Consider the following 12,155-nt stretch of genomic DNA (forward strand, 5'->3'; position numbering starts at 1 on the left):
TTGCATCAATGGAGTTTTATTACGCGCTTGCGGATGTCTCCGCGAGCGCGCGTGCTGGCAGCATCTTACGAACGGTGGACGACGATGCAACCTGGCCTTTTTCGGCAAAGGCTTCGTGGTTCGCTTCGATCTGATCGAGCGCGTAAAGATAATTGACCATCAGCCCGTACGATTGCTGCATGCCCTTTTCGGAGCGGTCGCCGAGGAAGTTCAGCCGCTCCAGCCGTGCGCCGTTACCGAGATGGAAGCGCGCTACGGGATCGAGCGGATGCCCGCGCGAACCCTTGGCTTCGATGAAGTAGTAAGCCGCCAGCGGCAGCAGCTCGGCCTTGACCTGTTCGGCGATGTCGGGATCGTCGGCCCAGTTCGGCGTATCCAGTGCGTTGAGGATGGCGCGTGACGCCCCATCGAGCAGCGGCGAAGTCTCGGACGCGCGTTCGCGCTTCAGCCAGGCAGCGAATCCCGGAACCGGCGAAAGTGTCACGAAGGTATGCACATTCGGCAGTTCGCGTTTGATCTCCTCGACCACCTGCTTGATCAGGAAGTTGCCGAAGGAAATACCGCCGAGCCCGCGTTGCGTGTTCGAGATCGAATAGAATACCGCTGTGGTCGCATCGGTCGCCGGGATTGGCGCGCGGGTGAGATCGAGCAGCGGCGCGATCGCCGCCGGGCTCTCGCGAGTCAGCGCCACCTCGACAAAGATCAGCGGCTCATCCACGAGCTGCGGATGGAAGAAGCCGTAGCAACGGCGATCCGACGGCGCGAGACGGCTGCGCAAATCGTCCCAGTTGGAGATGGCGTGGACCTGCTCGTAGCGGATGATCTTTTCCAGAATGTTCGCAGGCGTGGTCCAGTCGATCCGTTGCAGCACGAGAAAGCCCCTGTTGAACCACGACGCGAACAGATGAACGAAATCGCTGTCGACGTGTTTGAGCGCGGGATGATCCTTGATATGCGTCAGCAGCGCTTCGCGCATGCGCACCAGCGATGCGGTGCCGCCCGGCGCCAGATTGAGACGCCGGATCAATTCCTGGCGGCGCGGCTCGGCGGCTTTGAGAAGTTTGCTAATAGCATCGGGCGTCGTGCCCTTGTCGCGCACCACGGCGAGTGCCGCATTCAGTTCGTTCATGTCCGGCCCGAACAGATCGGCAAGTGCATTGAGGAAGGCGAGCTGATCGGCTTCACTCGCAGCCGAGTAACCCGCAAGCAGCGTGTTGGCGAGCGCGACGCCGGTGGCTTCGCCGCGCCGCGACAGCAAGGTTTCGCCAAGCCCGATCAACTCGGCCTGCGACATCGCCCGCGCGCCATTGGAGAGGCCCAGAAGGCTCCGGCCCCGCTCCGTCAGCGTGGAGAGCAGATTGCTCAAGGAGGCCCGGTCCAGTCCCAGCGTCGCCATTCGTCAGCTTGCTCCTGCGCAGTCAGGCATCATCCGCCGATGATAGACAGCGAATGCGACCGATTCCAGACGGTCCGGCCCAGACTTTCGTTTGGGAATGCCTGATCCGCAGGTTGCCTGATGCGACTCAAAGCCGCGCGAGCGACGTGACGCGGCCGATGCGGTCGAACTTGTCGAGTGACAGGATGGCGTCGGCGAAGCGGTCGGCGCGCTCGTTGAGCACCGGCCGCGCGAGTTGCAGGAACTTCTGCTGCATTGCCGCCGCATCGGGAAACGATGACGGCTCGCCCGATGGATCTGGAATCAGGCGCTCCAAGGTGCCTTCACCGCTTTCGATGCTGACACGCGCGCCGAACGGATGGCTCTTGCCCTCCAGCCGGGGGTCCTGCACGACCTCGATCCTGTCAGCCAGCGCCTCGATGGCGGGATCGCCGAGCCGCTTGTAATCGTCCCAGCCGAACGAACCCTGATCGAGCGCCAGTGCACCGGTGAAGTACATCGAGAACTGTCCGCCGACCACGCTGCGCGCATGGCGCTTGGTCGCGGCATCGCCGGTGAGTGTGATGCCGTTGCGGTGCAGGCCGATCTCGACGCTTTTAATGTTTTCCGGCGTGAGATTGTGCTCGCGGCGCATGGCGATCAGCGCGTCGATGGCGGCGTGGGTGTAGCGGCAACTCGGATAGGGCTTCACGCCGATCTTCATGGTCTCGTAGATTTTGCCGAGACCGGCGGTCGCCTTGTCCGGATGAGCGTTATCGCTGTAGCCGACCAGTAGGCCGTGCTTGCCCTCAACCGATTCCGTTGCGCCGATGAATCCCTCGCGGGCCAGCGAGGCGGCGACAACGCCGTTCATCGCAGCGGCGCCGACCTGATAGCGCTTGTTCCAGGCGCCGTTGACCAGAAATTGCAACGAGCCGGCGGCCTGGCTGCCGGAGACGCCGAATGCTGCGACGATCTGATCTGCACTGAGTTTGTAAAGCTTTGCCGCCGCGGCCGCGGCTCCATAGGTGCCGGCGGTGGCGGTGGGGTGAAAGCCTTTTGCGTAATGCGAGGTTGGATCGAGCGCATTGCCGAGGCGGCAGCAGACCTCATAGCCCGCGACGATGGCTGTCAGCACGTCGCGGCCGCTGGCCTCCACAATCTCGCCGACGGCGAAGGCGGCGGGCACCACCGGCGCACTCGGATGCAGCGAGGAATCCGCATGGGTGTCGTCGAAGTCGAGCGAGTGGCCGAGCGCGCCGTTGAGCAGCGCGGCGATGGCGGGCGTATAGGTTTTGGCATCGCCGCACACGGTCGCATCGCCCTTGCCGTCGAGGCCGAGGGTCGCCAGCATCGCCAGCAGCGACGGCGTCGATTCCGCCTCGCTGCGCGCCCGCACGGCGCTGCCCAGAAAATCGAGGGTCAGCGCCTTGGCGCGCTCCAGCACCTTTGGTGGAATGTCTTCATATCTGAGGTTTGCGACGTAAGCGGCCAGCGTTGCGGTTTCATTCGCCATTGTTGTTTGTCCTTTTTGCCGGACGGCAGACTATGCATCCTGTGCCGCGCGTTCAACCCATGACGCATCATGCCCGCCACCTTGACATCCGACGGCTTGCGGATGACCTTTGCCGCCGATTATCGGATTAATTTCATCAGTTGATACGGCCATGTTCACTGGCGCGGGCCTGATTGCCTTTATCTTCATTTTTGGCTCGGCGATGCTGGGCTTTGCGCTTCGCCGCTTCCTGCCTGCAGATCATCTGTCGGATCTGACCGGCAAGACGGTGCACAACATCATGGGTGTTGTCTCACTGCTGGCAGCGCTGGTGCTTGGCCTTCTTGTGGCCAACACCAAGGCGAGCTTCGATCTGCGAAACCAGGAGGTTCAGCAGTTCAGCGCCAACCTGACGCTGCTCGACCGCGAGCTTATGCATTTCGGTCAGGATGCCGCAAAGATCCGCGAGATGCTGCGCACATTCACGGCGCACAAGATCGATCAGCTATGGACCGATCGTGACGCCGAGGCCGCCAGCAGGGATGCCGCAGAATCCGTGCGGCTGCTCGACGAAATCGAATCCGATCTTCGTCTGTTTGCTCCGGCGAACGGAGTTCATGTCGAGGGCCGCAGGAATGCCCTTGAACTCATCGGGGATTTGAAGCGCACCAGCCGTCTGCTGTCCGTTCAGCAGATCAATCGGTCGCCGCGCGCGTTTCTGTTCGCCGGGGTCTTCTGGCTCAGCGTTCTTTTCTTCTGCCGTGGAATATTCGCGCCGTTCCAGGGCACGGTGATTGCTGCGCTCTTTCTCGCAGCCCTGTCGGTGTCCATTGCGATCAATCTGGTTTTCGATATGGACCACCCGTTCACCGGGTTTGTCAGGGTCTCGCCGGTGCCGATGCAGCAGGCGCTGGATTGGATGAAACCCTGAGGCGCCTGCAGGCCGGTGCGACGCGTGTCAGATCTTCCGCAGCATGGCAGGGACGATCATGCGGTGAAACGGCATGATGATGGTGAGGTAGACCCGGCCGAGCGAGTTATTGGTTTTCACCAGTGTCGTCGCGGACACCTGTCTTCCGCCGGCGCCTCCGGTCACGTCGACGACTATGCGGAAGTCGAGGTGCTTGTCGTCGAAGCCCGCCACCAAACGCTGTGGCGTTTCACTGATGACGGGAAACGGACCGATGGACTCCCTGGCGAGGGCCTTTCGATGGGCGGGCCGCTTGAGGCCGAATGGCGTCACCATAAGATTGCGCAGTTTCATCAGGCCAGCGATCCATTTCGCCTGACGCAGGAACATGCGTTCGGCGGCCTGACGTGCATCCAGTGTCTCATCGGTCACGGTGACAACGAAGCAATCGCCGAACTGCGCGCCCGGCAGAAGCGCCTTCATGCCGCTGTCGGGTTCAAAGTCCCGAATGCTGATGGCATGGGAGGTCATGTCGCAACTCTCAACCGATGGGTCAGCCCGCGGAAGCGCAATACCAGCAGGGTGGCATAGATGCCGGTTCCGATCGACAGGCCGATCCAGACTCCGATCGCGCCCAGGTTAGTCCAGAATGCGAGCCCATAGGCCGCGGTGAAACCGATCAGCCAGTAACTGATGGCCGCAAGCAGCAGCGGGATGCGGGTGTCGCTGAGACCGCGAAGCGCGCCGGCGGCCACGGTCTGGATGCCGTCGGCGATGAAGAAGGTTGCGCCGACCAGCATCAGCGTGGCGGCGAGTTCGATCGCAGCCAGGCCTTGCTTGGTATTGCCGAAGAAAAATCCCGCAAGGTCAAATCGCACAACGATCACGGCAAGCGTCATTGTCGTCATGAAGATGATGCCGAGCACAATCGCAGCCACGCCGGCGCGGCGGATCGCTGGGACATCGCCGCGCCCCAGCGCCTGCCCGACGCGCACGGTCGCGGCCATGCCAATGCCGAACGGCACCATGAACAGGATGGCCGCGATCTGCAGCGCGATCTGATGCGCGGCGAGCGCGGTCGTGCTGATCAGCCCCATCAGCAGGCCGGCGGCGGAGAACAATCCGTACTCCAGCAGGAATGACACCGCGATCGGCGCGCCGATGATGACAAGCTGGCGCATGAGCGGCCAGTCGATCCGCCAGAACCGTCCCAGCACGTGAAATTTTCGGAACGGCCGCTGGCTGTAGGTGAACCACAGCGCCGCAGCGCACATGCCGAAGTTCACAGTGGTCGTGGCGACGCCCGCGCCGAGCAATTCCAGCTTCGGCATGCCCCAATGGCCGTGGATCAAGGAGTAGCCGAGCACGGCATTGGCGGGAATTGCAGCCAGCGTGATCCACAGGCCCGGCTCGGGCCGGTTGACTGCGCCCATGAAGTTGCGGATCGCCATGAAGCATAACGCGGGCGCCATGCCCGGCGCGAGGCCGAGCAGATAACGCTGCGCAAGACGGGCATTTTCCGGTGCCTGACCCAGCATCAGGAGTATCTTCTCGCCGAACAGCGGCAGCATCATCATCGGAACGCACAGCAGCAGTGCGGCCCACAGGCCGACGCGAAGCGCACGGCGAACCGTGCGCGGCTGACGTGCGCCCAGCGCCTGAGCTGCGAGCGGCGCCACGGCGGACACCAGTCCCATCCCGATCACGAAAGCGACGAAGAACACCGTATGCGCCAGCGACGCCGCAGCGACAGCAGTGTCGCCGAGCCGTCCGATCAGCGCGAGATCGGTCGTCATCATGGCGATCTGTCCCAGTTGCGTCAGGGCAATGGGCAGGGCGAGCTTGATGGTTTCAATAAACTCGGTCGCGACCGGATTGCGGGCCGCGATCCGGGCTGATTGTGTTGTCTCGACGCTGGCCATGATGACTGAGTAGCACCGCAGCCTGACAAAATCATGGTCCAAGGCTGCGGCGTTTCGCGGCCGCCGCTATTTTCTGCCGTTCTGCCGCTCCGCTGCGCGCTTGAGGGCTTCCGCGAGTGCGCCGCCGCCCGAAGGGGCCGGTTGCGATGCGGCCCGCTGTTGGGACTTTGACAGGGGACGCTCCTGTTGGCGCGGGGCGCTGCGCGCAGTGCGATCGGAGGCCGGTCCGATCTCGTCGTCGAGACGCAGCGTCAGCGCGATGCGCTTGCGCGGAACGTCGACGTCCAGAACCTTGACGCGCACGATGTCGCCCGGCTTCACCACATCGCGCGGGTCCTTGATGAAGGTGCGCGACATCGCGGAAATATGGACAAGGCCGTCCTGATGCACGCCGACATCGACGAATGCGCCGAACGCCGCGACATTCGTCACCGCGCCTTCCAGCACCATGCCGGGCTTGAGATCGCTGACCTTCTCGACACCGTCCATGAACACGGCTGCCTTGAACGCGGGCCGCGGATCGCGTCCCGGCTTCTCAAGCTCCCGGAGAATGTCGGTGACGGTCGGAAGACCGAAGGTTTCGTCGACGAAGCTCTGCGGCTTCACCTGCCGCAGGATTTCAGCGTTGCCGATCAGCGCCCGGATGTCACTCTTGGTGGCGGTGAGGATGCGCCGCACGACAGGGTAGGATTCCGGATGCACGCCGGAGGCATCGAGCGGATCGTCGCCACCCGTGATGCGCAGAAAGCCGGCGCACTGCTCGAACGCCTTGGGCCCGAGACGCGGCACCTCTTTCAGCGCCTTGCGCGAACGGAAGGGGCCATTGGCGTCGCGGTGCTGGACGATGCTCTGCGCGAGGCCCGTGCCGATGCCGGAGACGCGCGCCAGCAGCGGCGCAGAGGCGGTATTGGCGTCGACGCCGACCGCGTTCACGCAGTCTTCCACCACGGCATCGAGTGAGCGCGAGAGTTTTGCCTCGCCGAGATCGTGCTGATATTGCCCAACGCCGATGGATTTCGGATCGATCTTGACCAGTTCGGCCAGCGGATCCTGCAACCGGCGTGCGATGGACACCGCGCCGCGCAGCGTCACGTCGAGACCGGGCAGTTCCTCGGAGGCATAAGCAGACGCCGAGTAAACCGATGCGCCGGCTTCCGACACGACGATGCGCGTCATCTTCAGTTCCGGCAGCAGCTTCACCAGGTCGCCGGCGAGCTTGTCGGTTTCGCGTGATGCCGTGCCGTTGCCGATCGCGATCAGTTCCACGTGATGCTCGCGCGCGAGCTTTCCGAGGATCGCGAGCGATTCGTCCCAGCGGCGCTGCGGCTCGTGCGGAAAGATCGCGGTGGTCGCCACGACCTTGCCGGTGGCATCGACCACAGCGACCTTCACGCCGGTGCGGTATCCCGGATCGAGGCCCATGGTGACACGCGCTCCCGCAGGCGCGGCAAGAAGCAGATCGCGCAGGTTCGCGGCAAAGACGCGAACGGCCTCTTCCTCGGCTGCGGTCCACAGCCGCATGCGCAGATCGATGGAGATGTGAATGAGAATCTTCGTTCGCCACGCCCAGCGCACGGTCTCGGTCAGCCACTTGTCGCCGGGGCGTCCCTGGTCGGAGATCGAGAACCGCTGCCGGATGCGCAGTTCGTACGAACTCACAGCAGCAGGCGTCGCCGCCGGCGGCTCGGGAAGAATCTGCAGGTCGAGGATTTCTTCCTTCTCGCCGCGGAACGCAGCGAGGATGCGATGCGACGGCAGCTTGTGCAGCGGCTCGCTGAAATCGAAATAGTCGCTGAACTTGGCGCCGGCTTCCTGCTTCCCCTCGCGCAGCTTCGACGTCAGCACGCCGTTCGACCACGCCTCTTCGCGCAGCGCGCCGATCAGGTCGGCGTCTTCCGCGAAACGTTCGACGAGGATCGCGCGTGCGCCCTCAAGCGCGGCGGCGGCATCAGCCACCTGCTTGTCGGGATCGACGAAGGGCGCGGCGGCGGCATGCGGCTCGTTTGCGGGCTGGGTCAGCAACAGGTCCGCCAGCGGCTCGAGGCCCGCTTCCTTGGCGATTTCCGCCTTGGTCCGGCGCTTGGGCTTGAACGGCAGGTAGATGTCCTCAAGGCGGCCCTTGCTGTCTGCCGCCATGATGGCCGCTTCGAGAGCGGCGTCGAGCTTGCCTTGCTCGCGGATCGAATTGAGGATGGTGGTACGCCGCGCTTCCATCTCCCGCAGATAGGTCAGGCGTTCGTCCAGCGTGCGCAATTGCGCATCGTCGAGCGCGCCGGTCACTTCCTTGCGGTAGCGCGCGATGAAAGGCACGGTCGAGCCTTCGTCGAGCAGCTTGATCGTGGCTTCGACCTGCGCTTCGCGAACGCCGAGTTCGTCTGCAATCTGTTGGGAAATTGTCTTGGCCACGCCGGATCCTTCAACCAGGAGAGATCGCCGCGGCAATCGAGTCGCGGCAAGGGGGAAGCGGCTTATGGACCACGGTCCATGTGCGCATCAAGCCCGATCATCGTGCCCGGATGTGGATGAAACGTGGCGATGCGGTGCACGTCTCAGGCGATCGTGGACGTCAATCGAACAAGGATCAAACGTCCACGTTGGCGTCGAGCGAATTGTCCTGGATGAACTCGCGGCGTGGTTCGACGACATCACCCATCAGCTTGGTGAAGATGTCGTCGGCGGCGTCGACTTCCTTGACCTTGACCTGCAGCAGCGAACGGGCATTGACGTCGAGCGTCGTCTCCCACAATTGCTGCGGGTTCATTTCGCCGAGGCCTTTGTAGCGCTGATAGGTCACGCCCTTGCGTCCGGCATCGGTGACGGCCTCGAACAGGCTGACCGGTCCGTGGATCGGCGTTTCGGTGTCCTTGCGGCGGAGCACGGCGCTGCGCGGATAAGCCTCCTGCAGCCGTCCCGCATATTCGTCGAGCTTGCGCGCCTCGGCGGAGCCGAGCAGCGCGTCGTCGATGATGGCGACATCCTTGACGCCGCGCACGGTGCGCTCGAAGAAATAACCTTCGCCTTCGGTGAAGCGTCCGACCCAGCCGCGTTCGACCTCGTCGGCCAGCGCGTCGAGGCGCTTGGCGATGTAGTCGGCGGCCTGGTTGGCGGTCTCGATGTTGCCGATCACATGAGGGCTGAGCACACCGGCGATCGCGGCCTGCTCAATCACGGTGCGATTGTAGCGGCTATGCAAGCTGTTCAGGATGCCCCGGATGACGCGTGCGTCCTCAAGCAGGGCCTGAAGATCGCGGCCCTTGCGGTCCTCGCCCGATGACAGCTTCAGAACACAATCATCAAGACCGGTCTCGATCAGGTAATCCTCCATCGCGCGTTCGTCCTTGAGGTACTGCTCGGACTTGCCGCGCGTCACCTTGAACAGCGGCGGCTGGGCGATGTAGAGAAACCCGCCTTCGATCAGCGCCGGCATCTGCCGGAAGAAGAACGTCAGCAGCAGCGTACGGATATGCGCGCCGTCGACGTCGGCGTCGGTCATCACGATGATCTTGTGATAGCGCAGCTTCGAGATATCGAAGTCGTCGCGTCCGATACCGGTGCCGAGCGCCGTGATCAGCGTGCCGATCTGCTCGGATGAAAGCATCTTGTCGAAGCGCGCGCGTTCGACATTGAGAATCTTGCCGCGCAATGGAAGAACCGCCTGGAATTCGCGGTTGCGGCCCTGCTTGGCGGAGCCGCCTGCGGAGTCCCCCTCGACGATGAATAGTTCGGACTTCGCCGGATCGCGTTCCTGACAGTCGGCCAGTTTGCCCGGCAGCGAGGCGATGTCGAGCGCGCCCTTGCGGCGGGTGAGGTCGCGCGCCTTGCGCGCGGCTTCGCGCGCGGAGGCGGCCTCGATCACCTTGCCGACAATGGTCTTCGCTTCCGACGGATGTTCCTCGAACCAGGCCGAGAGCGCCGCGTTCAGCACGTTTTCGACCACGGGGCGTACTTCCGAGGACACCAGCTTGTCCTTGGTCTGCGACGAGAACTTCGGATCTGGCACCTTGACGGAGAGCACAGCCGTGAGGCCTTCGCGGCAATCGTCGCCGGTCAGCGCGATCTTTTCCTTCTTCGCCATGGCGTCGGCATAGCCGGTGACCTGACGCGTCAGCGCGCCGCGGAAGCCCGCCAGATGGGTGCCGCCGTCGCGCTGGGGAATGTTGTTGGTGAAGCACAGCACGTTCTCGTGGTAGCTGTCGTTCCACCACATCGCGACTTCGACACTGATGCCGTTCTGCTCCGCGCGCATCACGATCGGGGTCGGCACCACGGGCTTCTTGTTGCGGTCGAGATATTTGACGAATTCCTCGACGCCGCCCTCGTAGAACAGTTCCTCGCGTTTTTCGACCGCGTGACGCATGTCAGAGAGCGTGATGTTGACGCCGGAATTCAGAAACGCCAGCTCGCGCAGGCGGTGCTCCAGCGTCGCGAAATCGTATTCGACATTGGTGAAGGTTTCGGTCGAGGCGAGGAATGTCACTTCAGTTCCGCGCTTGCCATTGGCATCGCCGACGACTTCCAGCGGGGCGACGGAATCACCGTGCTTGAACTGGATGTAGTGTTCCTTGCCGTCGCGCCAGACGCGCAATTCCAGCTTGCTCGATAGCGCGTTGACGACGGAGACGCCGACGCCGTGCAGGCCGCCGGAGACCTTATAGGAATTCTGGTCGAATTTTCCGCCGGCATGAAGCTGGGTCATGATGACTTCAGCGGCCGAAATGCCCTCGCCCTTGTGGATGTCGGTCGGGATACCGCGGCCGTCATCGCGTACGGTCACCGAGTTGTCTGGATTGAGGATCACTTCGACGCGGGTAGCATGGCCCGCAAGCGCCTCGTCGATGGCATTGTCGACGACTTCGTACACCATGTGATGCAGGCCCGAGCCGTCATCGGTGTCGCCGATATACATGCCCGGCCGCTTGCGAACCGCGTCGAGACCCTTCAGCACGCGGATCGATTCAGCGCCGTATTCCGCACCCGGATTGGAGACAGGTTCGGCGCTGGTTTGCCGGGCTGGTTCGGTCATGAGTTGCCTTCGAAAATGGTTCGGCAGAGAGATCGAATCGGGTCGCGGAAAATGCGCCTTCGATTGTCGATTTGTGCCATGAAAACAGACAAGCTCCTAGGACAAAGTGGCGTCCTGCAAGCTGTTGATTAGATAGGATTTTCTGGCTGTTTTTCAAGGCTCCGAAGAGGCATTTTCGGGGCTGTGGAAAAGCTTGATTCGCGCAGCCTGCGGGAGGGCTTTTGGGGGCGAGATCGCGGCCTGATTCAGCCGCGCGCGCGCCGTTTCACCGTCCCCGCCTCGACGTCGAAAATATCCGCGCGCGCACCGATATCCGTGAATGCGACCGGATCAGCGCCGGTCATCCAGACCTGTGCGCCGAGGGCGGCGAGTTCGTCGAACAGCGCGGCGCGGCGATTGGGATCGAGATGGGCGACGATTTCATCGAGCAAGAGGAGCGGCGTGATGCCGGTCATCTCGGCGACCAGAGTGGCGTGGGCCAGCACAAGGCCGATCAGCAGCGCTTTCTGCTCGCCGGTGGAGGCATCGCGCGCCGGCATGTTCTTGGGCGCGTAGATGACCTGCAGATCTGTCAGGTGCGGCCCGTTCAGCGTGCGCCCCGCGGCGGCGTCTTTTGCACGGCTTTCCCGCAGCATGTCGCGGTAGCGGTCCTCGACGGCGGTGGCGGTCTCGCTCAGCAGCGCATTCTCCATCCAGCCGTCGAGTGCAATCAGCGCCGACGGAAACACCGATTTGCTGCCGCGCGCGGCCAGCATCGAACTCAATCGCTGCAATGTCTGGCCGCGTTGGGCGGCGACCGCGACCGCGAGTTCCGCGGTTTCACGCTCGATGGCGTCACACCAGTGCGCATCGAAGTTGCGGTCTTCCAGCAGCCGGTTTCTTGAGCGCAGGGAGCGATCCAGCGCCGAGACGCGGCTGGAATGCTCGCTGTCGATCGCCAGTACCAGACGGTCGAAAAAGCGGCGACGTTCGGAGGCCGCGCCCATGAACAGGCCGTCCATGGCGGGCGTCAGCCACACCATGCGCAGATGATCGCCAAAGGCCGCCGCGGAGGTCACCGGCTCGCGGTCGATGCGCACGCGGCGGGGCGAGGACGCGCCGTCGGCACGGGGCGCATCGATGCCGGTGCCGAGCGTCGCAAGGCCGAGTTCACCTTCCACCTCGGCGGACACCGCCCATGAGCCGTCGCCCTGGATATCCGCAACATCATCAAGCGTGGCGCGGCGCAGGCCGCGTCCGGGCGAAAGAAACGAGATCGCCTCCAGGCAATTGGTCTTGCCCGCACCATTGGGGCCGACCAGCACCACGACATCGCCGCGCGTCTCCACACTCGCCGCACGGTAGTTGCGGAAATGCGTCAGGCTGAGGCGGAGAATGCGGGAGACGGTCATGGTGCGCTAGATAGCAGTCCTGAGAACGTCACAACAGAT

Annotated in this window: 8 protein-coding genes; 1 reads left to right on the forward strand and 7 read right to left on the reverse strand. The window is 63.4% G+C overall.

Annotated features, from left to right (window positions below):
• Nucleotides 1-19: 19 nt before the first annotated feature.
• Entirely contained in the window at nucleotides 20-1,396 is a 1,377-nt protein-coding gene (locus tag HMPREF9695_RS24210; RefSeq protein WP_006023557.1) for a malonyl-CoA decarboxylase, read from the reverse strand.
• 127 nt (nucleotides 1,397-1,523) lie between these two features.
• Complete coding sequence (locus tag HMPREF9695_RS24215) at nucleotides 1,524-2,891, reverse strand: MmgE/PrpD family protein (protein ID WP_006023558.1); 1,368 nt, start codon at nucleotides 2,889-2,891, stop codon at nucleotides 1,524-1,526.
• A gap of 151 nt (nucleotides 2,892-3,042) precedes the next feature.
• On the opposite strand from HMPREF9695_RS24215, the gene HMPREF9695_RS24220 reads away from it, so the two are divergent.
• Nucleotides 3,043-3,801: a bestrophin-like domain gene (locus HMPREF9695_RS24220; protein ID WP_006023559.1), complete on the forward strand. Its 759-nt coding sequence runs from the start codon at nucleotides 3,043-3,045 to the stop codon at nucleotides 3,799-3,801.
• A 27-nt stretch (nucleotides 3,802-3,828) separates the two neighbouring features.
• Here the strand turns inward: HMPREF9695_RS24220 and HMPREF9695_RS24225 are convergent, their stop codons facing one another.
• The 5 genes from HMPREF9695_RS24225 to recF form a co-directional block, all read right to left on the reverse strand.
• Nucleotides 3,829-4,311, reverse strand: a complete 483-nt coding sequence (locus tag HMPREF9695_RS24225) for a DUF2867 domain-containing protein (protein ID WP_006023560.1) — start codon at nucleotides 4,309-4,311, stop codon at nucleotides 3,829-3,831.
• On the reverse strand, nucleotides 4,308-5,702 hold the full coding sequence (locus HMPREF9695_RS24230; protein ID WP_006023561.1) for an MATE family efflux transporter: 1,395 nt from the start codon (nucleotides 5,700-5,702) through the stop codon (nucleotides 4,308-4,310). The genes HMPREF9695_RS24225 and HMPREF9695_RS24230 overlap by 4 nt, the downstream gene beginning before the upstream one ends.
• Before the next feature lie 66 nt (nucleotides 5,703-5,768).
• Entirely contained in the window at nucleotides 5,769-8,108 is a 2,340-nt protein-coding gene (locus tag HMPREF9695_RS24235) for a Tex family protein (RefSeq protein ID WP_006023562.1), read from the reverse strand.
• 175 nt (nucleotides 8,109-8,283) lie between these two features.
• A complete protein-coding gene (gene gyrB / locus HMPREF9695_RS24240; RefSeq protein WP_006023563.1) occupies nucleotides 8,284-10,725 on the reverse strand; it encodes a DNA topoisomerase (ATP-hydrolyzing) subunit B in 2,442 nt (813 codons plus the stop codon).
• A gap of 245 nt (nucleotides 10,726-10,970) precedes the next feature.
• Nucleotides 10,971-12,116, reverse strand: a complete 1,146-nt coding sequence (recF, locus tag HMPREF9695_RS24245; protein WP_006023564.1) for a DNA replication/repair protein RecF — start codon at nucleotides 12,114-12,116, stop codon at nucleotides 10,971-10,973.
• Nucleotides 12,117-12,155 lie beyond the last annotated feature (39 nt).

It is taken from the genome of Afipia broomeae ATCC 49717 (assembly GCF_000314675.2).
GTDB lineage: Bacteria > Pseudomonadota > Alphaproteobacteria > Rhizobiales > Xanthobacteraceae > Afipia > Afipia broomeae.

What these genes read in the sequence shown, in the direction of transcription:
- HMPREF9695_RS24210 (WP_006023557.1), bottom strand. Translation starts at nt 1,396, where the DNA reads ATGGCGACGCTGGGACTGGACCGGGCCTCCTTGAGCAATCTGCTCTCC.
- HMPREF9695_RS24215 (WP_006023558.1), bottom strand. Translation starts at nt 2,891, where the DNA reads ATGGCGAATGAAACCGCAACGCTGGCCGCTTACGTCGCAAACCTCAGA.
- HMPREF9695_RS24220 (WP_006023559.1), top strand. Translation starts at nt 3,043, where the DNA reads ATGTTCACTGGCGCGGGCCTGATTGCCTTTATCTTCATTTTTGGCTCG.
- HMPREF9695_RS24225 (WP_006023560.1), bottom strand. Translation starts at nt 4,311, where the DNA reads ATGACCTCCCATGCCATCAGCATTCGGGACTTTGAACCCGACAGCGGC.
- HMPREF9695_RS24230 (WP_006023561.1), bottom strand. Translation starts at nt 5,702, where the DNA reads ATGGCCAGCGTCGAGACAACACAATCAGCCCGGATCGCGGCCCGCAAT.
- gyrB (WP_006023563.1), bottom strand. Translation starts at nt 10,725, where the DNA reads ATGACCGAACCAGCCCGGCAAACCAGCGCCGAACCTGTCTCCAATCCG.
- recF (WP_006023564.1), bottom strand. Translation starts at nt 12,116, where the DNA reads ATGACCGTCTCCCGCATTCTCCGCCTCAGCCTGACGCATTTCCGCAAC.